23 protein-coding genes and 1 other annotated feature are annotated in these 26216 nt (G+C 54.7%); of the genes, 21 read left to right on the top strand and 2 right to left on the bottom strand.

The features are described from left to right. The first annotated feature begins 331 nt into the window (after window positions 1-331). From argB to argH, 7 genes are all read left to right on the top strand, one after another. On the top strand, window positions 332-1219 hold the full coding sequence (gene argB, locus Psch_RS07685) for an acetylglutamate kinase (RefSeq protein WP_190239757.1): 888 nt from the start codon (window positions 332-334) through the stop codon (window positions 1217-1219). A gap of 216 nt (window positions 1220-1435) precedes the next feature. Further along, the gene (locus Psch_RS07680) at window positions 1436-2635 is read left to right on the top strand and encodes an aspartate aminotransferase family protein (RefSeq protein WP_190239756.1); all 1200 of its coding nucleotides are present in this window, start codon (window positions 1436-1438) and stop codon (window positions 2633-2635) included. A gap of 259 nt (window positions 2636-2894) precedes the next feature. Further along, window positions 2895-3821 carry an ornithine carbamoyltransferase gene (argF, locus tag Psch_RS07675; RefSeq protein ID WP_190240265.1) on the top strand — a complete coding sequence of 309 codons (927 nt, stop codon included), beginning with the start codon at window positions 2895-2897 and terminating at the stop codon, window positions 3819-3821. Window positions 3822-4025: 204 nt separating this feature from the next. Beyond that, the gene (locus tag Psch_RS07670; RefSeq protein ID WP_190239755.1) at window positions 4026-5231 is read left to right on the top strand and encodes an argininosuccinate synthase; all 1206 of its coding nucleotides are present in this window, start codon (window positions 4026-4028) and stop codon (window positions 5229-5231) included. A gap of 718 nt (window positions 5232-5949) precedes the next feature. Continuing rightward, window positions 5950-6129, top strand: a complete 180-nt coding sequence (locus Psch_RS07665) for a hypothetical protein (protein WP_134219120.1) — start codon at window positions 5950-5952, stop codon at window positions 6127-6129. Between the two features lie 305 nt (window positions 6130-6434). Continuing rightward, window positions 6435-6605 (top strand): hypothetical protein, encoded by a 171-nt coding sequence (locus Psch_RS07660; RefSeq protein WP_190239754.1) that lies wholly within the window; start codon window positions 6435-6437, stop codon window positions 6603-6605. Between the two features lie 14 nt (window positions 6606-6619). After that, a complete protein-coding gene (gene argH / locus Psch_RS07655) occupies window positions 6620-8002 on the top strand; it encodes an argininosuccinate lyase (RefSeq protein WP_190239753.1) in 1383 nt (460 codons plus the stop codon). A gap of 101 nt (window positions 8003-8103) precedes the next feature. On the opposite strand, the gene Psch_RS07650 is transcribed toward argH, so the two are convergent. Continuing rightward, complete coding sequence (locus Psch_RS07650) at window positions 8104-8655, bottom strand: hypothetical protein (protein WP_190239752.1); 552 nt, start codon at window positions 8653-8655, stop codon at window positions 8104-8106. Window positions 8656-8682: 27 nt separating this feature from the next. Next, window positions 8683-9033 (bottom strand): ferritin family protein, encoded by a 351-nt coding sequence (locus Psch_RS07645; protein ID WP_190239751.1) that lies wholly within the window; start codon window positions 9031-9033, stop codon window positions 8683-8685. A gap of 176 nt (window positions 9034-9209) precedes the next feature. Further along, window positions 9210-9455 (top strand) — a binding site (T-box leader). 113 nt (window positions 9456-9568) lie between these two features. On the opposite strand from Psch_RS07645, the gene ilvE reads away from it, so the two are divergent. The 14 genes from ilvE to glmM all read left to right on the top strand — a co-directional run bounded on the left by ilvE (window position 9569) and on the right by glmM (window position 26161). After that, complete coding sequence (ilvE, locus tag Psch_RS07640; RefSeq protein WP_190239750.1) at window positions 9569-10471, top strand: branched-chain-amino-acid transaminase; 903 nt, start codon at window positions 9569-9571, stop codon at window positions 10469-10471. A 113-nt stretch (window positions 10472-10584) separates the two neighbouring features. Beyond that, a complete protein-coding gene (ilvB, locus tag Psch_RS07635; protein WP_190240264.1) occupies window positions 10585-12243 on the top strand; it encodes a biosynthetic-type acetolactate synthase large subunit in 1659 nt (552 codons plus the stop codon). 226 nt (window positions 12244-12469) lie between these two features. Further along, window positions 12470-12991, top strand: a complete 522-nt coding sequence (gene ilvN / locus Psch_RS07630; protein ID WP_190239749.1) for an acetolactate synthase small subunit — start codon at window positions 12470-12472, stop codon at window positions 12989-12991. Then, on the top strand, window positions 12991-13983 hold the full coding sequence (ilvC, locus tag Psch_RS07625; RefSeq protein ID WP_134219126.1) for a ketol-acid reductoisomerase: 993 nt from the start codon (window positions 12991-12993) through the stop codon (window positions 13981-13983). Before ilvN ends, ilvC begins: the two co-directional genes overlap by 1 nt. A 183-nt stretch (window positions 13984-14166) precedes the next feature. Beyond that, a complete protein-coding gene (gene ilvB, locus Psch_RS07620; RefSeq protein ID WP_190239748.1) occupies window positions 14167-15828 on the top strand; it encodes a biosynthetic-type acetolactate synthase large subunit in 1662 nt (553 codons plus the stop codon). Between the two features lie 283 nt (window positions 15829-16111). Continuing rightward, on the top strand, window positions 16112-17653 hold the full coding sequence (locus tag Psch_RS07615; protein ID WP_190239747.1) for a 2-isopropylmalate synthase: 1542 nt from the start codon (window positions 16112-16114) through the stop codon (window positions 17651-17653). A 29-nt stretch (window positions 17654-17682) separates the two neighbouring features. Next, complete coding sequence (leuC, locus tag Psch_RS07610) at window positions 17683-18945, top strand: 3-isopropylmalate dehydratase large subunit (RefSeq protein WP_190239746.1); 1263 nt, start codon at window positions 17683-17685, stop codon at window positions 18943-18945. Then, on the top strand, window positions 18946-19437 hold the full coding sequence (leuD, locus tag Psch_RS07605; protein WP_190239745.1) for a 3-isopropylmalate dehydratase small subunit: 492 nt from the start codon (window positions 18946-18948) through the stop codon (window positions 19435-19437). It abuts the gene before it with no gap. A gap of 57 nt (window positions 19438-19494) precedes the next feature. After that, the gene (gene leuB, locus Psch_RS07600) at window positions 19495-20574 is read left to right on the top strand and encodes a 3-isopropylmalate dehydrogenase (protein WP_190239744.1); all 1080 of its coding nucleotides are present in this window, start codon (window positions 19495-19497) and stop codon (window positions 20572-20574) included. A gap of 48 nt (window positions 20575-20622) precedes the next feature. Beyond that, on the top strand, window positions 20623-20982 hold the full coding sequence (locus Psch_RS07595; RefSeq protein WP_134219132.1) for a four helix bundle protein: 360 nt from the start codon (window positions 20623-20625) through the stop codon (window positions 20980-20982). Window positions 20983-21047: 65 nt separating this feature from the next. After that, entirely contained in the window at window positions 21048-22655 is a 1608-nt protein-coding gene (cimA, locus tag Psch_RS07590; RefSeq protein WP_190239743.1) for a citramalate synthase, read from the top strand. Between the two features lie 229 nt (window positions 22656-22884). Further along, window positions 22885-23718, top strand: a complete 834-nt coding sequence (cdaA, locus tag Psch_RS07585) for a diadenylate cyclase CdaA (protein WP_190239742.1) — start codon at window positions 22885-22887, stop codon at window positions 23716-23718. A 4-nt stretch (window positions 23719-23722) separates the two neighbouring features. Beyond that, a complete protein-coding gene (locus Psch_RS07580; protein ID WP_190239741.1) occupies window positions 23723-24685 on the top strand; it encodes a CdaR family protein in 963 nt (320 codons plus the stop codon). Window positions 24686-24823: 138 nt separating this feature from the next. Beyond that, a complete protein-coding gene (gene glmM / locus Psch_RS07575) occupies window positions 24824-26161 on the top strand; it encodes a phosphoglucosamine mutase (RefSeq protein ID WP_190239740.1) in 1338 nt (445 codons plus the stop codon). Window positions 26162-26216 lie beyond the last annotated feature (55 nt).

Raw genomic sequence — 26216 nt, 5'->3', positions numbered from 1 at the left:
GGGGCGAGGAATATCTTAAAAAGGCCCCACAGGTGGCAGATGTACTTACGGCTTGCGCCTCACGATCGAATAAATGCAGGTGCGAATTCATCCGCATACGGATCGTTGATAAAATCTTGTCCCAAATACTAGAGTAAATCATGCAAACATGGGAGCCGGTAGACTGTCCCCGAAGGGATACAGTAAATATATACTACTACGCCTTATGCCCTACGACATCATACAGGAATGCAGCGTTAAAACTACGCCCGACCACAGGGGAATGCAGCATAAGCCTGCGCCTTACGACATCTGCAACGTCTTACAGTGAAATATTGGGGGGGGGTAAATCGTGACTACTGCCCAGGATAGAGCTAAAATACTGGTGGAGGCCTTGCCTTACATCAAGAAATTTTACGGTAAAACCATTGTCGTCAAATACGGTGGTCACGCCATGCTGTCCCAGGACCTTAAGGAAGCAGTCTTTACCGACATGGTACTGATGAAGTATGTGGGTATGCATCCGGTAATAGTACACGGGGGCGGGCCCGACATCACCGCTATGCTCCAAAGGATTGGGAAAAGGTCCCACTTTGTAGGAGGCTTAAGGGTGACTGACAGGGAAACCATGGAGATTGCGGAGATGGTCCTGATCGGTAAAATCAACAAAGAAATTGTCGCCCAGATTAACCGCATCGGAGGCCGGGCCGTGGGCCTGTCCGGCCAGGACGACGGGCTCTTTGAAGCAGTTAAAAAGTACCGTATCGTACGTACTCCCGAAGGCGCCGAAGAACTGGCCGACATCGGCTTTGTGGGAGACATCAGCAAGGTTAATCCCGAAATTGTAACGGCGATTATCGAGAGGGGCTGTATACCGGTGGTATCACCTGTGGCTGTGGGAGCAGGCGGGGAAAGCTACAATATCAACGCCGACCACGCCGCCGGGAGGTTGGCTGCCGCGCTCGGCTCCGATAAATTGATTATACTTACCGATGTGGAGGGGATCATGGCCGACCGCAGCGACCCCAGCTCACTCATTTCATCCATACGTGCTGATGAAATTGCCCTGTTAATTGAAAAGGGCGTCATCGACGGAGGCATGATCCCCAAGGTCGAATGCTGCCTGGACGCCCTGGCCAGTGGAGTGCAGACGACCCACATCCTGGACGGCAGAGTCCCTCACTCAATCCTGTTAGAAGTTTTTACAGACAAAGGTATTGGAACCATGGTGGAGAAGTAGAAATGGACGTGGGACGTGAGACATGGGACGTGAGGATTTTGGCGGAATTGTATTTGCACAGTGTAAGTTATGTCTTAAGTCGTAATTTGATAACAGGAACTTAGAAGTAGCAAGCTGAAATAAGAATAAGCGTCTCGTCGTGGGACCTGAAAGGAATGCAGTATATACCCACGTCTCACGTCCACGACTCACGACTAACAACTGGGGGGATTATTCATGAACACGAGGGAAATTATTGAACTGAGCGAAAAATATCTGATGAAAAATGTCGGGCGTATTGCCCTGGCCCCGGTGCGGGGTGAAGGAGCGCGCCTGTGGGATGCGGACGGTTTGGAATACCTGGATTTCGTCAGCGGTATTGCCGTAAACTCACTCGGCCACTGCCCGCAGTCCGTGGCTGACGCGATCAGTTGGCAGTCTCACCAGTTGATGCACTGCTCCAACCTCTACTACATAGAGCCGCAGGCTCTGCTGGCCAAGCTTCTGGTAGAAAACTCCGACCTGGACAAGGCTTTCTTCTGCAACAGCGGCGCCGAGGCCAATGAGGCCGCCATCAAGCTGGCCCGCAAATACGCCAGGTTGAACTACGGCGAAGAGAAGTTTGAGATCATCACAGCTTTAAACTCCTTTCACGGCAGGACCCTGGCAACCGTGACCGCGACGGGGCAGCCGAAATACCAAAAGGGTTTTGAGCCGCTGCCGGGCGGGTTTAGATATGTGCCCTTTAACGACCTGGGCGCTCTGGAGGAGGCCATAGGCCCCTCAACCTGCGCGGTTATGCTGGAGCCGATTCAGGGTGAGGGCGGGGTCAACGTGCCTGCGCCTGAATACCTGGAAGGGGTTGCCGGGCTCTGTCAGGAACACGGGGCGCTGTTGATCTTTGATGAGGTCCAGTGCGGTCTGGGCCGGACCGGCAGCTTCTTTGCCTATGAACATTACGGGGTGGCGCCGGATATCCTCACGCTGGCCAAGGCTCTGGGCGGAGGTTTTCCGATTGGCGCCACGCTGGCTAAAGAGAAGGTCGCCGCAGCCTTTCAACCAGGCGACCACGCCTCCACTTTCGGCGGCAACCCGCTGGCCTGTGTCGCGGCCCTGGCCGCCATGCAGGAGTTGCTTTACGGCGGGGTCCTGGAAAACGCCATTTCCGTTGGAGAATACTTCTATGAACAGCTAAAAGGACTGGCCGCCAAATACGATTACGTGAAGGATGTCAGGGGCATGGGCCTGCTGCTCGGGATGGAACTGTCGGTCAAGGGTAAGCCGTTGGTAGAAGGCTGCCATACAAGAGGACTTTTGATTAACTGCGTGAATGATTACGTTCTCCGCTTTATTCCTCCCCTGACCATTAATACGTCGGACGTGGACCTGGCGGTCGGAATTCTCGATGAGGTAATGGCAGAATTAAAAACTGAATAAATATAAACCGTTGAAATGGCGCCTACATCGCTGGTGTTTTCAATTGATGCGTGGCGCCGCCGGCGGTATAGGCGACTATTCGAAATATAAGTGACCGCGTCCGATAGTGAAAGGTGAGCTGTTTAGTCGATATTCGACGGATTAATTGCCCTGCATTTCAATGTTGCGGCTGGCCGTACCTGCGGCGCGGAGTCTCTTGCACCATGCCATACGTTTAGGTTACTTAAGAAAGAAGGTATTTAGATTGCTATCTGTAGGAATGAATATGAAAGGCCGGGATTTTTTGAACCTGCAGGATTATACGCCGGGGGAGATAGGCGCTTTACTTGAATTGGCCGAAGAGCTAAAGGAAAAGCAAAAGAGTAACGTGCCTCACCCTTACTTGCAGGGGAAAACCCTGGGGATGATTTTTCAAAAATCCTCCACCCGTACCCGGGTTTCCTTTGAGGTGGCCATGTACCAATTGGGAGGGCGCCCCCTATTCTTAAACGCCGGCGACCTGCAGTTGAACCGGGGTGAATCCATCGCCGATACCGCCCGGACGCTATCCCGCTACCTGGATGGAATAATGATCCGCACCTACTCTCATGCGGACGTCGAGGAACTGGCCAAGTATGCCGCCATACCTGTGATTAACGGTCTCACCGACCTGAACCATCCCTGCCAGATCATGGCTGACCTGATGACCGTCAAGGAGCATAAAGGGCAACTGGCCGGGCTCAAACTGGCCTATGTGGGGGATGGCAACAATATCTGCCATTCTTTGCTTTTTGGCTGCGCCAAGGTTGGTATGAGTATCAGTGTAGCTTCTCCCAAAGATTACTGGCCGCAGGAGCAAATCGTAAACCAGGCCAGACAGGACGCCCTGTCGGCCGGGGCCGCGGTTAGAATAACCACTGACCCGGTTGAAGCGGTGTCCGGGGCGGACGTAGTGGTGACCGATGTTTGGGCCAGCATGGGGCAAGAGGTTGAAAAGGCCGAACGCGTTGCAGTCTTTGCGCCCTATCAGGTCAACCGGAAGCTGGTTGCGCACGCCAAGCCCGACTATATTTTCCTCCATTGCCTGCCGGCCCACCGGGGCGAAGAGGTTGTGGAGGAAGTTATTGACGGATCTCACTCGGTCGTCTGGGACGAGGCTGAAAACCGCCTGCATGTTCAGAAAGCGGTGCTGGCAGCCCTGCTCTAAAGACATCTGTCCTGCTCGACGCGAAACCAGCAGAAAAGCAACCTGGCAATGTGGGCGCGATCGCACTTGCACGAAAAGGCTTGACTTGCGGGTCCGGGGTTATCCTCCGCTCGCTCCGGATAACCCCGGACCAACTACCCCGGGGGCTTTTCGAGAACCATTGCAATAAGTTTAATTTTAAAAGGATAAGGAGATGTTGTTTGAATGCCTAAAGTAGTGCTGGCCTATTCGGGGGGCCTGGATACGTCCATCATCATACCGTGGTTAAAGGAGAACTATGGCTACGAGGTTATTGCCATGGCTGCCGACCTCGGCCAGGGGGAAGAGCTTGCCCCATTGCGCGAGAAAGCCGTTAAAACCGGAGCCAGTAAGATATACATCGAGGATGTGCAGCGGGAGTTCGTCGAGGACTATATTTACCCCACCTTAAAGGCGGGCGCGGTATACGAGGGCAAGTACCTGCTGGGGACTTCCATGGCCCGGCCGCTGATAGCCAAAAAACTCGTTGAAATCGCCAGGAAGGAGGGGGCCGAGGCCATAGCCCACGGCGCCACCGGCAAGGGCAACGACCAGGTCCGCTTCGAGCTGGCGGTGAAGGCATTGGCTCCCGATTTGAAGGTGATCGCGCCCTGGCGGGAATGGGATATCCGTTCCAGGGAAGACGCTGTCGACTATGCCGGCGCCAGGGGCATCCCAGTCCCGGTCACCAAAGCCCGCCCCTACAGCATGGACCGCAACCTGTGGCACTTAAGTCACGAGGGGGCGGACCTGGAGGATCCCTGGAACGAGCCGCAGGACGATATGCTGGTCCTGATTACGCCGCCCCATAAAGCGCCGGATAAGCCAACCTACGTCACGCTCGATTTTGAGCAGGGGATTCCCGTCAAGTTGGACGGGGAGACTCTCGACCCCGCAGCCCTGATCCAGAAGCTGAACGCAGTTGCCGGGGCCAACGGCGTGGGTATCGTCGACATGGTGGAAAATCGCCTGGTGGGGATGAAGTCGCGCGGTATTTATGAAACCCCGGCTGGTACGGTGCTTTTTGCAGCCCACCGCGAAATGGAGCTTCTGACACTGGACCGGGCGACCCTGCACTTCAAGGAAGGTGTCGCTTTACGTTACGCCGAGCTGGTTTACGACGGGGTATGGTTCGCCCCGCTCAGGGAAGCCCTGGATGCCTTTGTAGACAGCACCCAGCGGACGGTCACCGGTACCGTGGTGATGAAGCTGTATAAAGGGAACTGCTCGCCGGCCGGCGCCAGGTCTCCCTACTCTCTCTACGACCAGGAGCTTTCCACCTTCAGCCGCGACGAAATTTACAACCAGCGGGATGCGGAAGGCTTCATCAACCTGTTCGGCCTGCCCTTGAAAGTCCGCGCCATGATGGAGCAGAAGGCGGGCTTAAGGTAGGCCCTGAACTTAATGTCATACTGTTACAACCGAAAATTGGTTCAGTTAACAGTTGGCGCCGCCCAAAACGGCGCCAACTTTCTCTGTCACGCCTATCTCAAAAAGTATGTTCGAAATGACCCGACTTTGCAGGTCTGGGGTTAAAATTAGCCGTAGGCCGTAAGGCGTAAAACATAATAGCAAGGGATCATCCCCCTACCTTTTTTAATAACCTTACGCCCTACGCCTGACCCAGATACAAGTCAGTATAAGCCTACGCCCTACGACTGACCGGTAAGAAATGCAGTATCAGCCTGCGCCTGGATGCGTTCCTTAGCGTGTGCGTTGCATGCAGAAAAGCTTGAATAGCGCGTAGCTGCCGGATGGCTGTCTGTAGATGCGGTCGGCATGACGTTCTTGTTGCACAAATGTAGAATTGCGAAGAGAGCGGAGGAAAACCCCGTACCCACTGCCCCAGAGGCTTTTTGAGAACATTTGACAGAGAAAATTGTAACCTCCGGATAAGCACACGAGAACCGTCCCGGTGTGCTCCCAAAGGCTTTATCGCGAATCATTCTACAATCACCTTTTCCTTAACCCGAATTTAAGCTTGGCTTAACATTGCCATGGTTGTCTCTTGGACTGCTTCGTATACAATATAATTAATTTCTGTACTTTTAAGGAGGAGGATTTTGGTATATGATTATATGAGGTAATGTAGTGACAAGAGGTAATCTAATTGAGGAAGCTGACTGTGACCTTCGTATGTGAAAACAGGCATGATGTGGAGAGCGTTACGGTAGACCTGACGCGCCGGGGCGATTTGACCAATGATGAGATTTGGGAACTGCAGACCAAGGGCTGCCAGTGTAAGAAATGCGGCAGCAAAAATTTTATCTACCGCACCCGGTACAAATAGATATCATTGACTTTCCAATATTTAGGTGTTATGATGAATGCATTCCGTTGAAGTGCTCCAAATATTTGCGGAAGGAGGAAAGTGATGACAGGTGAGTTAATCAACGAAATCCTGGCCGGTATAGGCCTGGAGCTGTTGGAGGAAGACACCCGGCAGGGCAATGCCGGCCGCGAAATCCCGGTTAGCCAAAAGTAAGAGGAGGTAGGTGAGTGAAATGGCCTTCCTCTTTCTTATTTTTGTTTATAGTTGCATAAAGGCCAGGACATGTTAAAATTAGATAAAAACTTACATTGAGGTGAAAAAGAATGGAAGAACAGGAGAGAATTGAAGGCCGCGAGTTCACGGAGGACCATCCTTACCGCAACAACAAAGGCTTAAAGATTTTTATTCTCGTGCTTACCATAGCTGTTTTTGTCATTCCTGTCTTTGTAGTGTTAAACATGCTCAAAGGTAGACCACCTTTTATGTTTTTCTAGAAGGAGCGCGGTATATGACCAAACTTTGGGGAGGTCGTTTCCAGAAGGAGACCGACCACCTGGTAGAGGATTTTCATTCATCTATTTCGTTTGACCAGAGGCTTTATCAATATGATATCAAGGGCAGCATAGCCCACGCCCGGATGCTCGGCAGGTGCGGCATTATTACTGAAGAGGAGGCCGGCGCGATTGTACGCGGGCTGGAAGAGGTGCTTGCTGAAATAAAAGCCGGCCAGGTGGAGTTTTCGGTTGAGGCCGAGGATATCCACATGAACGTTGAGCAGCTCTTGACGGCCAAAATCGGCGACCTTGGCAAAAAGCTGCATACCGCCCGCAGCAGAAACGACCAGGTGGCGCTGGACATCCGGATGTACCTCAAGGACGAGATCGACCAGGTCAGCGGGTTGTTGCGCCAGCTGCAGGAAGCCCTGCTGGACCTGGCTGAAAGGCACCTGGGCGCCTTAATGCCGGGCTACACCCACCTGCAGCGCGCCCAGCCCGTTACCCTGGCCCATCACCTCCTGGCCTACTGCCAGATGTTTGGCCGGGACGAGGGCCGGCTGGCCGACTGCCGCCGCAGAGCCGACGTAATGCCCCTGGGCGCAGGAGCCCTGGCCGGGACCACTTTTCCGCTCGACCGGCAATATGTGGCTGAACAGCTCGGCTTTGCGGCCATCACCCAGAACAGCCTGGACGCCGTCAGCGACCGTGACTTCGCGGTTGAGTTTACCGCGGCCGCGTCCCTGGTGATGGTACACTTGAGCCGTTTTTGTGAGGAGATTATACTCTGGGCCTCAGCTGAATTCGCCTTTATTGAACTGGATGACGCGTTCAGTACCGGCAGCAGCATGATGCCCCAGAAAAAGAACCCGGATGTTGCGGAGCTGATCCGGGGCAAATCCGGGCGGGTGTTTGGGAACCTGCAGGCTTTGCTGACCATGCTGAAAGGGCTGCCCCTGGCCTACAACAAAGACATGCAGGAGGATAAAGAGGCTCTGTTCGACGCGGTGGACACCGTCAAAAAATGCCTCCTGGTTTTCAGGCCCATGCTTGAAACCATGCGGGTCAAAGAGGATAATATGCAAGCCGCGGCAAGCAAGGGTTTTACCAATGCCACCGACCTGGCCGATTACCTGGTGCGCCGGGGATTGCCTTTCCGGGAAGCCCACGAGGTAGCGGGCAAACTTGTGTTTCACTGTTTGCAGCAGAAAATTACCCTTGACCAGTTAAGCCTTGATGATTACAGTAAATTTTCCACTCTGGTGGAGGAGGGCGTGTATGACGCCATCAGCCTCAAAAGGTGTGTGGATGCCCGGCGGGTGCCGGGCGGTCCCGCCTTGGAAGCCGTGCGGGAAGCCATCGCCGAAGCCAGGCAGCGGTTGGCGGCGAGTAAATAAAACAACTGCGCCCGTATAAAGAAGTCAAAGTCGCCCTGAAGGCGACTTTGCTGATCCATGCAGTGGCCGGCATACTAAAACAATTCTTGTTTCATTCGGCGCTATTTTTCTTCTTTCTTTTCCTTTTCCTTTTCCGCGTAAGGAACGCCTGGATATATACCTGGAGATAAACCGGGAGCAATGCCTGGCGGGGAAATGGGTACCCATGGGGGTAAGGTTGCTCCGGGGCCGGCCGGTGGAAGAATACCGGGGATCGGGCCTACGCCAACGCCAGGGCAGGGAACGCCGGGGATCGGCCCTACGCCAACGCCAGGGCAGGGAACGCCGGGGATCGGCCCTACGCCAACGCCAGGGCAGGGAACGCCGGGTCCCATGCCCATATCAGGGCAGGGCACGCCAGGACCCATGCCCATACCGGGTCCCATGCTGGGGCAGGGCATGCCGGGGGATACCGGCGTACACATATCACTGTATGCACAAAGTATATTATGGTAAACCATAGCTTCTTGCAGTTCACCGCTCATAAAGCGCAGCAGCTTTTTTCTTGCCAACTCGTTTGGAGCTACCATGGCCAGCTGTGCCGCCATGCAGATTTGCCGGAGTTCCACGTTAAGCAGTTGGCATATCTGATCCATAAACAGGTTTTCCTGCATGATTTTTTAAACCTCCTTTACTCATGTCTATTTTTTGTCAGTTTGTTCTCCTTCGCCATAAAACAGCGGCGGGCCGCCGGGGGGATTTACCATGTGACCCGGACCGCCCATTCCCGGAACGATAGGGGCACAGCCGAACTCTCCTGCCAGTGCACATAATCTTTGCACCTTCATGGCTTCCTCCGCAGCCGATTGGGCAAACATTTGCCTGAGGCAGGAACTTGGCGCGGTCTGGGCAAGCTGGGTATAGACGGGTATCTCCATTTGTTCACTCTGTATGAGCCTTTTTAGAATTTCACAGGGGTCACGTGGACACATCATATCGTCCATCATGCCGCCGGTCATGCCTCCAAAAAGACCTTCTTTACTCGCATCCATAGGAACTCCTCCCAATACTAATTTGCTATATATATATGAATAAAGAATAAATGTGGTTACCTTCCCCTCTGAAGCTAAATTTTACAAACGCTATGTTTACAGGGTATACGCCGTCAAAGAAAAAATCCTTGACACATATTTGGGTTTTATGTATACTGGATAACAAATTCAATTTGGTAAAGGCTGTGAAGGGGACCAAGGCTTAGTATCATGGCGGCAGAGAGCTGGGGTAGCTGAAAACCGGCGCTTATGTGCAAGGCTTGCACATCACCCCGGAGCCGCCGGCTGAAAGAATTTAGTAAGCCGGGCCGGGTTGGCGCCCGTTAAAAAAGCCGTGCTTGTTAAGCACATCAAGAGGCCTTCGCCTTTGGCGGGGGCAAGCAGGGTGGTACCGCGCGGGTTATAAGCCCCTCGTCCCTGGCAGTATATTCAAGCTGCCGGGAGAGGGGTTGTTTTATTTCTTTAATAACTTTAATATTAGAGAGAAATATCAACATGTTTAAACATAATTAATTCATCTGGGGGAGTGGATACCATGATAATTTACCTTAACGGCGAGTTTGTACCAGAGGAGCGGGCTGTAGTTTCGGTCTTTGACCACGGCCTTTTATATGGTGACGGGGTGTTTGAAGGGATCCGCGCCTACCATGGCCGGGTCTTTAAACTGGGTGATCACCTGGACCGGCTTTACGACGGGGCCAGGGCTATTGCCTTGGAAATACCTGTGGCCAAGGAGGAAATGCAGGAGATCGTGCTTGAGACACTGCGGCGCAATGATTTGCGTGACGCCTACATCCGCCTGGTGGTGACCAGGGGTGTCGGCGACCTGGGTCTCGATCCCCGCAAATGCCCCAAAGCCTTTGTTTTCTGTATAGCTGCTTCTATTACACTGTATCCCGAAGAGCTATATGAAAAAGGGCTGTCGGTGATCACTGTGGCAACCCGTCGCAATATCCCTACCGCCTGTATTCCCCGTGTCAAATCGTTAAACTACCTGAACAACATCTACGCCAAGATAGAAGCTGCCCGGTCCGGCGCGCCTGAGGCCATTATGCTGAACCAGGAGGGTTACGTGGCCGAAGCGACGGGAGATAATATTTTCCTGGTCAAAAAGGGCGCTCTTATTACCCCGGCGCTCCATGTGGGACTCCTGGAAGGCATTACCCGCAATACGGTAATGGACCTGGCCAGGGAGCGAAACATACAGGTTGAAGAAAAAGTGTTTACTCTTTACGATGTTTACACTGCCGACGAGGTCTTCTTAACCGGTACCGCCGCCGAGATTATTCCAACCGTCCAGGTTGACGGGCGACTTATTGGAGACGGACAGCCGGGACCCATGACCAGGGAATTAAGGACTGCTTTTCACGAACTGACCAAGGTGGACGGTCCCCTGATTTATCAGGAGAAGGCTGAATGCGGCTGCTGCGCGAAATAATAATATGAAATAATTTAAAACGGGGCTATCGGCCGGCCGCGTTCCGGCCTTTTTTATTACTTATACTGACTTTGTACTACGACTGATGACCGGGAGGATTAACTGTGGGTGGAGTGAAATTATCCGGGGCGGAGATCCTGTTAAAAAGCTTGCAGGCTGAAGGTGTGGATACCATATTCGGCTACCCCGGCGGCCAGGCCCTGCCAATTTATGACGCGCTTTACGATTCCGACATCAGGCACATCCTGACCAGGCATGAGCAGGGAGCCGCCCATGCGGCCGACGGCTATGCCCGCGCCACCGGAAGGCCAGGTGTGTGTCTGGCCACTTCAGGCCCCGGCGCCACCAACCTGGTGACCGGCATAGCCAATGCCTACATGGATTCGGTACCGATGGTGGCTATTACCGGACAGGTTTCCCGCGCTCTTTTAGGCCGGGATTCTTTTCAAGAAGCAGATATCATCGGTATCACCCTGCCCATTACCAAGCACAGCTACCTGGTGGAGGACCCGTCCGAACTGGCCCGGGTTGTCAAGGAGGCGTTTCATGTCGCCACCACCGGCAGGCCTGGTCCGGTGCTGATCGATATGCCCAAGGACGTTTCTTCCGGAATGTTTGATTATGAAGCGTCCGGTGAACTTCAGCTGCCTGGCTACAGTCCGGTAAAAGACGGAGAGCCCGGCCGGGTGCTGGAGGCGGCCAGGGCTATTGCGGCATCAAAGCGCCCGGTTATTTACGCCGGTGGCGGCGTGGTAATATCCGGAGCGCATCAAGAGCTCTTACAACTGGCTGAACTGCTGATGGCGCCGGTTTGCAACACCCTGCTGGGGATGGGGAGCTTTCCGGGCAATCACCCGCTTTCCCTCGGTATGCTGGGTATGCACGGGACCAAGTACGCCAACTTTGCCGTTTGTGAGTGCGACCTTCTGATCGCCGTAGGCGCCCGTTTTGATGACCGCGTTACCGGTAAACTGGAGACTTTCGCCCCGGAGGCCAAAGTTATCCACATTGACATAGACCCGGCTGAAATCGGGAAAAATGTGCGGGTGGACATCCCCATCGTAGGGGACGTAAAAAGGGTCCTAAGCCAGCTCCTGGAAGTCCTCCAGCCCGGGCTGGGGGAGGCCTGGCGGGACAGGATCCAGACCTGGAAGAAGGAATATCCCCTAAGCTACTGTGATAATGGAAGACTGAAGCCGCAAGCGATCATCAAGGAAATATACAACCTTACCGGAGGCGCCGCCCGGGTGACGACCGAGGTGGGACAGCACCAGATGTGGACGGCCCAGTATTACACCTTTACCAAGCCCCGTTCTTTCATTACTTCCGGCGGTCTGGGCACCATGGGGTTCGGCTTGCCTGCCGCCATCGGCGTCCAGGTGGGCTGCCCGGACGAGGTGGTCTTTGATATTGCCGGTGACGGCAGCATCCAGATGAATATCCAGGAACTGTGCACGGCAGTGAATTACGAACTGCCGGTCAATGTCGCTATCCTGGACAATGGAGTCCTGGGTATGGTCAGGCAGTGGCAGGAACTCTTCTACAACCGCCGTTATTCCCAGACAGAGCTGTCCAACCCGGACTTTGTCAAACTGGCTGAGGCCTACGGAGCTGAAGGGATCAGGGTAACCAAACCGGCCGAGGTGGCCCCGGCCTTAGAACAGGCCATCCGCTCCAGCAGACCGGTGATGATAGATTTCGTCGTGGACAGGGAAGAAAACGTACTCCCCATGGTACCACCTGGGGGGTCAATCGGCAAAATGCTAGGTTAATAGGACGTGGGACGTGGATCGTGAGACGTGAGAATTGAGAGTTTTATAGTGGAATTATATGTAGATTGTTGAAATCGTAGGCTGTAAGGCGCAGGGCGAAAAAATAGACGTGGGAAGTAAAAAATGAGACGGCACATGGAACATGCTGGGAAAAGACCTCATAGGAATGCAGGATATACCCATGTCCCACGTCCCACGTCTCACGTCCAAATTGGGGGGTAGAAGGATGAGGCACACCCTGGCGGTGACAGTGGAAAATAACCCGGGTGTATTGACCCGGGTGGCCGGTCTTTTCAGCAGGCGGGGTTTTAACATTGACAGCCTGGCGGTTGGCAGGACAGAAAACCCGCGCATTTCGAGAATGACTATCATTGTGGAGGGCGACGACCAGGTCGTTGAGCAGGTCGCCAAGCAGCTGCACAAACTGGTAGACGTTATTAAAATCAGTGACATCACGCGCAGCCCCTATGTTGACCGGGAACTGGTGCTGATCAAGGTGAACGCCGAACCTGCGTCCCGTGCCGAAATCATGCAGCTGGTGGACATTTTCCGGGCGCGCATCGTCGACGTGGGACCTAAAACCCTCACTGTCGAGGTAACCGGAGACGAAGGTAAAATTGACGCTTTTGAACAATCATTGCGCCCGTTTGGGATCAAGGAACTGGTCCGTACGGGTAAAATCGCTATGCTGCGAGGCATAAAGACCAGTTCTAAAAATAACAGCCACAAAGAGGAGGATACCAACTAATGGTAAAAGTCTATTATGACGAGGATGCGGATCTCAGTTTGCTAAGGGGTAAAAAAGTCGCTGTTATGGGTTACGGCAGCCAGGGGCATGCCCAGGCCCAGAACCTCAAGGATAGTGGTGTAGAGGTCATCGTCGGCCTGCGCAAGGGCAGGCCCAGCTGGCAGCAGGCCGAGGCGGACGGGCTGAAAGTTATGACCGTGCCCGAAGCGGCGGAACAGGCGGATATCATCCAGATCCTTCTGCCGGACGAAATGCAGGCCAGGATTTACCGGGAGCAGATCGCGCCTTATCTCAAAGAAGGCAACGCCTTGATGTTTTCCCACGGTTTTAACATCCACTTTGACCAGATTGTACCGCCGGACAATATAGACGTGTTCATGGTAGCGCCCAAGGGACCGGGCCACATGGTCCGCCGCATGTATGTGGAAGGGAAAGGAGTCCCTTCTTTGGTTGCGGTTTACCAGGATTATACGGGCAAAGCCAAAGACCTCGGCCTGGCCTATGCCAAGGGTATCGGGGGGACACGGGCAGGTGTGTTTGAGACCACTTTTAAGGAAGAAACCGAGACCGACCTTTTCGGCGAGCAGGCCGTGCTGTGCGGCGGTGTCACCGCCCTGATGAAAGCCGGTTTCGACACCCTGGTAGAGGCGGGCTATGCTCCTGAAATGGCTTATTTCGAGTGCATTCACGAGATGAAATTAATCGTTGATTTGATTAACGAGGGCGGCCTTAGCCAGATGCGCTATTCAATCAGCAACACTGCCGAATACGGCGACTATATGACCGGCTCGCGCCTGATCACTGAAGAAACCCGCAAGGAAATGAAAAAAGTCCTGTCCGAAATTCAAAACGGCGTATTTGCCAAGAATTGGATCCAGGAGAACCAGGCCGGCTGTCCGTCCTTTAAAGCAATTGCCAGACAGGAGAAGGAGCTCCTGGTCGAAAAAGTCGGAGCCAGGCTCCGCTCAATGATGTCCTGGTTGAAAAAGTAGAGGGTATTTGGGGATGAAGTCGTAGGCCGTAAGGCGTAAGGCGTAAAAATGCAGACGCGTGAGCTTTGCAACGACCATATTGATGCAGGTGCGAATTCATTCGCACAGACCTAAGAGGAATGCAGAATAACTACGCCCTGCTAGGATGGAAATATAAATCTGTATTTTAAGGGGGTGTTGGCTGTGGAAATCACTGTGGCGGAGGCGCTGGTTCGCTGCCTGGAACAGGAAGGCGTCGAAATGGTTTTCGGTTATCCGGGGGGAGCAATCCTGCCCGTATACGACGCCTTGAACCATACATCTATTAAGCACGTCCTGGTACGGCACGAACAGGGCGCTGCTCATGCTGCGGACGGGTATGCCCGTGTCACCGGCAAGGTTGGGGTCTGTATGGCCACATCCGGACCCGGCGCCACCAACCTGATTACCGGTATCGCCAACGCCTATATGGACTCAGTCCCCATGGTGGTAATCACAGGCCAGGTAGCGACCACCCAGGTGGGTACGGACGCTTTCCAGGAGGTGGACATAACCGGCATCACCCTGCCTGTAACCAAACATAATTATTTGGTGAAAGAACCGGAACAGCTGCCGGCTATCGTCAAAAAGGCCTTCCATATCGCGTCCACCGGACGTCCGGGACCGGTGCTGATCGACCTGCCTAAAGACGTGGCAGAATCCAGAATTAAATTCAAGTATCCCAAAACCGTCGAACTGTCCGGCTATAAGCCCACCTACAAGGGACACCCCTCGATGGTCCAGCAGGCGGCCAGGATGATCATGGAGTCTGAGCGCCCGGTTATATATGCCGGCGGAGGGATCAGGATCTCCAACGCCGCTCCGGAACTGCTGCAGCTCGCGGAAACCATCTCCGCCCCGGTGACCCATACGCTGATGGGCCTTGGTTGTTTTCCCGGCAGCCATCCCCTCTTCCTGGGCATGCTGGGCCTGCACGGAACACGCCATGCCAACCAGGCGGTAACAGAGTGCGATTGCCTGATTGCCGTGGGAGCCCGTTTTGACGACCGGGTGGTAGCCAAGATAAGCGGGTTTGCGCCAACAGCCAGGATTATCCATGTTGATATAGACCCGGCTGAAATCGGCAAGAACGTCCGTATTCACCTGCCCATTGTAGGGGATGTCAAAAATGTCCTGCGGGCGATCCTGCCGCTTTTGGAGATGAAGGACAACACCCCCTGGGTCGAGCGTGTCCAGGAATTGAAAAGGAAATACCCTTTGCAGTACAGCCGCGACGGCCTTTTGAAACCACAATTTGTTCTTGAAAAGTTGAATGAACTAAAAGATGACAGCGCCATCGTCGTTACCGATGTGGGGCAGCACCAGATGTGGGCGGCACAGTACCTCCGCTTTAAGGAGCCGCGCAGCTTTTTGTCTTCAGGCGGCCTGGGCGCCATGGGCTATTGCCTGCCGGCGGCGGTCGGCGCCAAGCTGGGCGCCCCGGACAAGGATGTCATTGTGGTGATCGGTGACGGCGGCTTCCAGATGACCATGCAGGAACTGGGGACAGCAGCCGAACAACGGCTTAACCTGAAAATTTTCATCCTCAACAACCACCGGTTGGGTATGGTGCGTCAACTGCAGGAGTTTTACTGCGACAAAAGGTATATTGCCGTGGACCTGCAATTCAATCCCGATTTTGCCGAACTTGCCAAAATATACGGGATGGAAGGCTGCACCGTTAACACGGAGGAACAGCTGGAAGCAATCCTGCCGCAGGTCCTGGCATCTCCTGCTCCGGTAATTATTAACTGCATGATTGACCCGAATGAAAACGTCATGCCAATGGTCCTCAGTGGTTCGACCATCAGTGAAGCAATAGACTAAAGCTATACTAAGTGAATCTCGTATCCGCAAGAAACAGTTACAGGCTCAAAAAATATATGTAAGCGAAAAAGCATTGGCGTAAGGCGTAGGGCGTAAGGCGTAAAAAAACAAGTTGCTTGATGGGTTATCTCTCAGGATATGTGCAGATTATCCAAAGACCCGGATGGAATGCAGGATATAATACGCCCTACGCCCTACGCCTTACGACGTCCAGAAACACTTACCCAAACAACAATCCGACATCCAGAAACATTTACCAGCTTAACTGAACGGGGGTTCTTTCATGGGCCAGCGAGTCTACATTTTTGACACCACCTTAAGAGACGGAGAACAATCTCCGGGGGTCAGCCTCAATATTGGTGAAAAAATTCAGATAGCCCGGCAGTTGGCCAGGCTTGGGGTCGACATCATCGAGGCCGGCTTTCCCATTTCCTCGCCAGGTGACTTTGAGGCGGTCCGTGCCGTAGCGCGTGAAGTAAAGGGTGTGACGGTAGCCGGCCTGGCCAGAGCCGACTTCCAGGATATTGACCGGGCCTGGGAAGCGGTCCGCCACGCCGAACAGGCGCGCATACATACTTTTATCGCCACTTCGGATATACACATGCAGCATAAGCTGCGCATGAGCCGGGAGCAGGTGCTGGAAGCGGCCGTGGCCGCGGTTAAGCGCGCCAAAGGCTTTACGGGCGACGTTGAGTTTTCGGCGGAGGACGCGTCCCGTACCGAACCCGCTTTTTTATTCCAGGTCATTGCCGCCGCCATTGAGGCCGGGGCCACGGTGATCAATATACCGGACACCGTCGGCTATGCCGTCCCCGGAGAGTGGGGCAGCTTTATCGAGACCATCTGCCGCGAGGTCCCCGGCATTGACCGGGTGACCGTCAGCGTGCACTGCCACAACGACCTGGGGTTGGCTGTCGCAAATTCTTTGGCGGCTGTCTTAAACGGCGCCAGGCAGGTGGAAGGAGCGATTAACGGCATTGGTGAGAGGGCCGGCAACGCCGCGCTGGAGGAAGTGGTGATGGCGCTTTACACCAGAAAGGACAGGTATAATAATCTTTACACAGGTGTTCATACCGAGGAAATTTACCGTACCAGCAGGCTGGTCAGTACTTTGACCGGCATGAAGGTCCAGTCCAACAAGGCCATTGTCGGCAACAACGCCTTCGCCCACGAGTCAGGTATCCACCAGGCCGGCGTCTTAAAAGAGCGCACCACCTATGAAATTATGAACCCGGCCCTGGTCGGCGTCAGCAAAAGCAACCTGGTCATGGGCAAGCACTCCGGCCGGCACGCTTTTCGCCAGAGGCTTGAGGACATGGGCTTCGCCCTTTCCGAGGAAGAACTGAACAAGTCCTTTGAACGTTTCAAAAAACTGGCTGATAAAAAATCGGACATTACCGATGATGATATAGAGGCTATTGTCGAGGAAGAAATGAAACTGGCGCCGCAGACCTACAGCCTCGACTATATGCAGATTTCCAGCGGCACCGCGGTCGTTCCCACCGCCACCATCGGGCTTTTAAAGGATGAAGCGCGGCTGGAGGAAGCCGCCTGCGGCAACGGACCGGTTGACGCCATCTGCCGCGCGGTGGATAAAATTACCGGCATCAACTGCACCATGATCAGCTGGGGCATCAACGCCATCACCGCCGGCAAGGACGCGCTGGGTGACGTGACCTTAAAGATTACCACCGACGGCCAGCGGGTTTACACAGGCCGCGGGATCAGCACCGATGTCCTGGAAGCCAGCGCCAAGGCCTATATCAACGCTGTCAACAAGCTGATATGGGAAGCGGAGCAGGCTAAAGCCGCGGAAGGGGAATGATTATTTATCAGTGAACGGAGTGAAAAAGCATGGCAATGACCATCACCGAGAAAATCCTGGCTGCCCATGCAGGCAGGAAGAGGGTCTCTCCCGGAGAGCTGATCAACGCCCGTGTTGACCTGACACTGGGCAATGACATCACAGCGCCGGTTGCTGTCCGGGAGTTTGAAAGAATAGGGGTGGCCGGTGTTTTCGACCGGGAGAGGGTAGCGCTGGTCCCCGACCACTTTACCCCCAATAAGGATATCAAGTCGGCCGGGCAGGTCGCCATACTGAGGGAGTTTGCCAGGAAGCACGATCTACCCAACTTTTTCGAAGTCGGCCGGATGGGTATTGAACACTGCCTGCTGCCGGAGCAAGGCCTGGTGGGCCCCGGCGACCTGATTATCGGCGCTGATTCACACACCTGCACCTACGGCGCGCTGGGCGCCTTTTCCACCGGCGTGGGCAGCACCGACCTGGCCGCGGCCATGGCCCTGGGGGAAATCTGGCTTAAAGTTCCGGAAACAATTAAATTTGTTTTCGAAGGGGAACTGCAGCCCTGGGTGGGCGGCAAGGACCTGATCCTCCATGTTATCGGGGACATCGGTGTCGACGGAGCGCGGTACCAGGCGATGGAATTCGCCGGCCCTGCAATTGAAAACTTGTCCATGGACGGGCGCTTCACCATGTGCAATATGGCTATTGAGGCAGGCGGCAAAAACGGTATTGTGGCGCCCGATGAAAAAACCCGCGCTTTCGTGGAGGGCCGCTGCCGCCGTCCGTACCGGTTTTACCGGAGCGACCCGGATGCGGGCTATAAAGAGGTGCGCCGCTATGACGCCTCCCGCGTTGAACCCCAGGTGGCCTTCCCCCACCTGCCGGAAAACAGCCGGCCCATAAGCGATGTGGGGGACGTGGAAATCCAGCAGGTGGTCATCGGCTCCTGCACCAACGGCCGCATGGAAGACCTCAGGGCGGCCGCCATGGTGATCAAAGGTAAAAAAGTGCATAAAAACGTACGCTTAATTATTTTCCCGGGCACCCAGGAAATTTACCTGCAGGCCTTGCGGGAAGGTTTGATTGAAACCCTGGTCGAAGCCGGCGGCGCTGTCAGCACGCCCACCTGCGGGCCGTGTCTGGGCGGGCATATGGGTATCCTGGCCGCCGGCGAGCGCTGTGTGGCCACCACCAACCGCAACTTTGTCGGCCGGATGGGGCACACGGAGAGTGAAGTCTACCTTTCCAATCCCGCCGTTGCCGCGGCGTCAGCAGTACTTGGCCGCATAGCCGGTCCCACGGAGGTGCTATAGATGGAGCTCAAAGGAAAGGCCTGGAAGTTCGGAGCGGACGTTGACACCGACGCCATTATTCCGGCGCGTTATCTGAACACTTCGGACCCGGGCGAACTGGCAAAACACTGTATGGAAGACGCCGACCCCGGCTTTCCTGCCAAGGTGCGGCCCGGTGACATCATTGTGGCCGGGAAAAATTTCGGGTGCGGCAGTTCCAGGGAGCACGCCCCTATCTCGATTAAGGCCGCCGGGGTATCCTGCGTCATTGCCGGCACCTTTGCCAGGATTTTTTACCGCAATGCTTTCAATATCGGCCTGCCCATCTTTGAATCGCCCGAGGCGGCGGCTGAGGTGAACGAGGGAGAAGAGCTCGCGGTTGACGCGGACACCGGCGTGATCACCAACCTCACCACCGGCAAAAAATACACAGCCACCCCGGTGCCGCCCTTCATGCAGCAGATTATCGCCGCGGGCGGACTGATTAACTACGTTAAAGAAAAAGTGAAGTAATAAAGAAGGAAGGAAGCAGGAGAACCGTCCCCTTGCTTCCCGGATAGGAGAAAGGTTATGTCTAAAATAGCTGTATTGCCGGGTGATGGAATCGGCCCGGAAATTATCGACCAGGCGGTCCGTGTTTTGGAAGCGGTTGGCCAACGCTTTGGGCATAAATATGAGTTTGCCTGGGGTTTAGTGGGTGGAGCGGCCTATGACGCGACCGGCGTGCCGCTGCCCGAGGAAACCCTGGAGCTCTGCTTTAACAGCGAGGCCATCCTCTTCGGAGCCGTAGGCGGCCCCAAATGGGACGGTTTGCCGCTGCACCTGCGGCCTGAACTCGGGGCTCTCCTGGCTCTCAGGAAGAAGCTGGGCTTGTACGCCAACCTGCGGCCGGTCAAGGTATTTCCCTCACTGGCCAATGCTTCCACGCTGAAACCGGAGGTGGTTGCCGGCCTCGACCTGTTAGTGCTCCGGGAGCTTACCGGCGGCCTTTACTTCGGCAAGAAATACCGGGAGGCGCTGCCTGACGGCGGTACCCGCGTGGTTGACACGCTGGAATACACCACCCCGGAAATTGAGAGGATCCTCCGCAAGGCCTTTGACCTGGCCAGGCTGCGCCGCGGCAGGGTGACTTCGGTGGATAAGGCCAACGTGCTGGAAAGCTCGCGTTACTGGCGGGAGGTGGCCGTGGCGATCGGCCGGGAGTATCCGGATGTGGAACTCAATCATATGTATGTAGACAACTGCGCCATGCAGTTGGTCAAGAACCCGGGGCAGTTTGACGTCCTTGTGACTGAAAATATGTTCGGCGACATCTTAAGCGACCAGGCTTCCGTACTGGGCGGCTCTTTAGGAATGCTGGCCTCCGCCAGCCTCGGAGGAAAAATAGGGTTGTACGAGCCTGCGCACGGCACCGCGCCAGAACTGGCCGGCTTAAACTGCGCCAACCCCATTGCCGCCATCCTGTCCGCAGCCATGCTCCTGCGCTTCTCCCTGGAACAGGGCCGGGAAGCGGACTGCATCGAGCAGGCCGTCACAGACGTGCTTGACATGGGCTACCGCACCGCCGACCTGATGGAAAAAGGCAAACAACTTGTCAATACGGATGAGATTGGAAGCCGGATTATAGAGCAAATAGGACGTGAGACGTGAGACGTGGGACGTGAGAAGCCGGAATATCCATAGGGAAGTGAGACACATATGCGGACCGGGTATAAAAACCTTGAGGTCTATAAGAGGTCTTACAGACTGGCACTGGAAATACACAAATTTACCCAATCATTTCCAACCTCAGAGAAGTATGAACTTGGCAGTCAACTCCGAAGAGCTTCACTTTCGGTAGCCTTAAATATCGCTGAAGGATACGGTAGAAAAGATTCTTCAAGAGAATTTCAGCATTTCTTAAGGAATGCCTTAGGCTCCTGCAACGAAATTTGTGTCCTGCTGGATTTCATTAGAGCGCTTAATTATATTCAGGAAGAGTATTATAAAAAATTGTCTGAGGAGTACGATGTCCTTGGAAAACAAATCTTTCGTTTAAGGGAAAAAAATATTGGATAACTACAAACAATGTTTTTCCCACGTCTCACGTCCCACGTCTCACGCCCAATTTAGGAGGTTTTTCAATGCCCTCAGTAAAGATTTACGACACAACGTTACGGGACGGCACGCAGGCTGAGGGCATTTCCTTGTCCTGTGAAGATAAGATAAAAATCGCCCAGCGTCTCGACAAAATGGGCTTCCATTATATTGAAGGCGGCTGGCCGGGGTCCAACCCCAAGGACGCTGATTTCTTCTGGCGGATTCGCAGTTACAGCTTCAAGAACGCCAGGCTGGCAGCTTTTGGTTCCACCCGCCGGGCGAAACTGGCGGCTGAAAGTGACGACAATGTCAAGGCCCTCCTTGCTTCGGGGGTCAGGTGCGCCACCATTTTCGGCAAGACCTGGGACCTGCACGTAACCAAGTCCCTGGGTACCACGCTGGCAGAAAACCTGGCCATGATCCGTGATACCGTCTCTTACCTCAAAAGCCACGGGTTGGAAGTGTTCTTCGACGCCGAGCATTTTTTTGACGGCTACAAGGCCAATCCGGCTTATGCTCTGGCGGCGCTTGAGGCAGCCGCGGAGGGCGGGGCCGATACCCTGGTGCTTTGCGACACCAACGGGGGCAGCTTGCCTCTGGAGATTAAAGAAATTGTGGAAGTGGCCGTGCAGCGGCTCAGTATACCTATAGGGATCCACGCCCATAACGACGGTGAACTGGCTGTCGCCAACACGATCATGGCGGTGCAGAGCGGAGCGTCGCAGGCGCAGGGGACGGTCAACGGCTACGGCGAGAGGTGCGGCAACGCCAACCTCTGCTCCGTTATTCCCAACCTGTACCTGAAACTGGGCATCGATACCATCCCTCGCGAGAACCTGGCGCACCTGGTGGAAATGTCCCATTACGTCAGCGAGGTAGCCAATCTCAGCCCGGATGCCCGGCAGCCTTACGTGGGGATCAGCGCCTTCGCCCATAAAGGCGGTGTACACGTCAGCGCCCTCTTGAAGGAGCCCAAGACCTACGAGCACATTGAACCGGAACTGGTGGGCAACCACCGCCGCGTGCTGATCTCCGAGCTGTCCGGCATGTCCAACCTGCTTTACAAGTATAAAGAGATGAACCTCGGGTTTGACCGGCAGGGCCCTGAAGGCAAGCGTATCCTGGCGGAAATTAAGGAATTGGAAAACCAGGGTTTTCAGTTTGAGGGGTCGGAGGGGTCTTTCGAGCTCCTTATGCGCAAAGCCCAGGACAACTACACCGAGCCGTTTTCCCTGGAGGCCCTGCGCCTCCTGGTTGAAATGAAAGAAAACAACCCCGCCTATGCCGAGGCTATTATTAAAATACGGGTAGGTGACCAGGTGGTGCATACAGCGGCTGAAGGCAACGGCCCGGTTAACGCCCTGGACCACGCCCTGCGCAAAGCTTTGAAGGATTTCTATCCCAACATCGGCTCGATGCATTTAAACGACTACAAGGTGCGCGTACTGGATGAGAAGGACGGTACCGGGGCCAGTGTACGTGTCCATATCGAGACCGGCGACGGCCAAAATTCCTGGGGTACGGTCGGGGTCTCCCAGAACATTATTGAGGCCAGCTGGCAGGCGCTCGCCGACAGCATCGCCTACGGTCTGCTGAAGGGGGAAAAGACAAATCTGGAGAGCAGTTCAGAAAAGTCTGCCGCAGGAGAATAGTTTGAATAGACGTGGGACGTGGGACGTGGGACGTGAGAATATACTGCATTCCTTTGGGGTCTTAAAACCCTTGAGATCCATCATGTATTCCCACTTCCCACGACTATTTTTATTATTTTCCTGCAGGAAACGACATGCCCGCCACAGAAATAAAACATTTAACAGTGGTGGGTATTTCACCATCCAGGAGAAATACTACTTCCTGTAACCTTTCAAGGGAGGAATACCGGTGGAGCAGTTCTGGCTCCCGAATTTGGACTACCTTAAAGCGGTACTTAAATTTAACCTGAGCAGCGTTATCGATATTGCGATCGTTGCTTTTGTTATGTACAGGTTGATGCTTTTAATCAAAGGGACCAGGGCGGTGCAGTTGATTAAAGGCTTGATCGTACTGCTGGGCCTTACCGCCCTTTCCAGTCTTTTTAACCTCAACACCGCCAACTGGCTGCTGCGGCAGGCCATGACCGCGCTGGTGGTGGCGCTGCCGGTAGTATTCCAGCCGGAGCTCAGGCGAGCCCTGGAAAAACTGGGGCGTGGAAGATTACTCTCGACCAACACCATCAGTCATGGTGAAGTCGACCCGTCCAGGGTTATCGCCGAAATTTGCCGGTCGGCCACTTTGCTCTCCAAAAATAAAATGGGGGCGCTGATTGTCCTGCAGCGGGAGACGGGTCTGGAGGAATATATCGACACAGGTGTCAAAATAGACGGCGTGGTTTCCGCCGAATTTCTGGTTAACATATTTATTCCCAAGACGCCGCTGCATGACGGGGCGGTAGTAATTCGCGGGGAACGCGTGGCTGCGGCGGCCTGTTTTCTACCGCTCAGCGAAAACCCTTACCTGACCAGCGACCTCGGCTCCAGGCACCGGGCCGGCATCGGCATCACTGAACATTCCGACGCGGTGGCCGTTATTGTCTCCGAGGAAACCGGCAGCGTTTCCCTGGCCGTTGAAGGTGACCTGACACGATACCTGGACGAAGCAAGCCTGATGGACAGGCTTTCATCTTTATTAAACCTGAAGGCCGGCAGTTCGCTTTCATCACTCTGGTTCAGGAGGTAATGACTTGGGTCGTCTGGACTGGCAAAACAACTCTCTAATACTGCTTGCAATATTTCTGGCTTTTGTCATGTGGATTTACGTAAGCAACGAACAAAACCCGGTCAGGGAAAAGATCCTTACTGTAACCCTGGAGCACACCGGTCCGGCCCAAAACTATATCATTACGGGCGGCCTGCCTGAAAGCGTCCGGGTAAGGGTGCAAGGCAACCGCAATGACTTAGCCAATCTCGCTCCGGCTGACTTCAGGGCAGTTGTCAACCTGCCGGAAGGCAAGACCGGGGATGTGCTTCTGCCGGTACAGGTAAGCGCCCCGCCCAACCTGCGGGTGGTCCAGGTCAGCCCGGAGGAGGTTACAGTTGGATTAGACCGCATGGTGGAAAGGCAAATTGCCGTGGCGGTCAGCCTGAAGGGGACGCCGGCCCAGGGCTATTCCGCGCTGGCGCCCGCGTACAATCCGGAAACGGTAACCGTAAGGGGACCCTCACGCGTGGTTAACGATATCGGTCAGGCATCCGCGGTAGTTGACATTCAGGACGCTTCAAGCGATGTTACCCTGACCGTACCGGTAAACGCGGGCTCCTCGAATGTCACCCTGATTCCGGCAACGGTACAGGTGGTTGTGCCTGTTGTCAATAGCATAGCTTCCAAGAAGGTACCGGTGGCGCCACAGACAACCGGCAGCGTTGCGGCAGGGTTTACCGTAAAAAGGAGCGCCGGAGATCCGGCTTCGGTCCAAATCTACGGGCCGGTGGAGGTTATCAGCAATATTGATGAGATCCGCACCGAGCCTGTCGATATCAATGGCGCCGATAAAAATGTGACCAAAGAAGTGGGCCTGCTGGCGCCGGCAGGTGTGACCACCGTACAGCCTGCCCGGATAAAAGTCCTGGTGGAAATCAGTAAGTTGGATGAGACGCCCCCTTCACCGGGAGGAGACAGTGAAGATCCCTCCGTGCCAAAACCATAAATTGTTGGGCTTTCTAACGTTACCATGGACCTATGGCTGACATACAATAACGTAGATTCAGAGAAATTGACAATTCTCCAGCCTAAAAGTTATAATAAGTTGTTGTAATTTGCCTTGGATGAAAGGAGAACCGGTTATATGGCGGGTATGTTTGGTACAGATGGGGTAAGGGGTGTGGCCAACCGTGAGCTGACACCTGAACTTGCCTTTCAGCTGGGCCGGGCCGGGGCCTGTATCCTGGCCGGAAACGGCGCCGGCTCCCGTATAGTGATCGGTAAAGATACCCGCGTCTCGGGAGATATGCTTGAGGCCGCCCTGGCGGCCGGTATTTGTTCTGCGGGCATTGATGTCTTGAAAGTAGGGGTTATGCCCACTCCCGCTATTGCTTTCCTGACCCGTGATTTACAGGCGGCGGCAGGAGTGGTCATCTCGGCTTCTCATAACCCCGTGGAAGACAACGGGATCAAGTTCTTCGGCCCCAGCGGCTACAAACTGCCCGACGAAACCGAGGCTGATATCGAGGCGCTGGTGCTGGAAGACTGCGCCTCCGTGCCGTCTCCGGTGGGAGGCGGGGTGGGACGTGTCTACCAGGTGGCCGACGCCGCCGACCGTTACGTGAACTATGCCTGCAGCACAGTCAGCACTGACCTGAAGGGCTTAAGGTTTGTGGTGGACTGCGCCAACGGGGCGGCTTCTTACGTGGCGCCGTTGATATACAGGAAACTGGGAGCCGAAGTGCTGCCCATCTTCAACTATCCGGATGGGGTGAATATTAACAAGGGGTGCGGTTCGACCCACCCCGAGGACCTGATGGAAGCTGTAATTGAGGCGGGGGCTGACCTGGGCCTGGCCCACGACGGGGACTCCGATCGTGTCCTGGCCGTGGATGCCGACGGCCGGCTGGTCGACGGCGACCAGATTATGGTTTCCTGCGCCGGTCATTTGAAAGCCAAGGGGCGGCTGGAAAAGGATACGGTAGTGGTCACGGTTATGAGCAACCTCGGCTTGCACCTGGCTTTACGGAATTGCGGAATTAACGTGATTGAAACAAAAGTCGGCGACCGCTACGTCCTTGAGGAACTCCTGCGTACCGGAGCACGCTTTGGGGGAGAGCAGTCCGGACACATTATTTTTCTGGACTACAACACCACCGGCGACGGCATTATTACCGCATTGCAGCTGCTGTCTGTGATGAAGGAAAGCGGCAAGCCGTTGAGCAAGCTGGCGGCACAGATGGAGCGCCTGCCCCAGCTCCTGGTAAATGTGCGGGTAGCCGACAAAAATGCGGTAATGGACAGCCCTGTCCTGTCGGCGGCGATCAAGGAGGAAGAAAAGAAAATGGGCGGCGCCGGCCGCATCCTGGTCCGGCCGTCCGGTACGGAGCCGCTGGTGCGGGTAATGGCCGAAGGAAAAGATATGCTGCAGCTGGAGGGAATAGTTGGCAGGCTGTCGAATATAATTCAAGAGATTGAGTAAGGGGGGTGAAAAATCGAGGACCAGCAAATATCAAACAATAATAAAATATGCAAGC

Origin of the sequence: Pelotomaculum schinkii, from assembly GCF_004369205.1 — a bacterium.
GTDB classification, from domain to species: Bacteria; Bacillota; Desulfotomaculia; order Desulfotomaculales; family Pelotomaculaceae; genus Pelotomaculum_C; species Pelotomaculum_C schinkii.
This window is presented reverse-complemented; position numbering and strand designations above follow the sequence as displayed.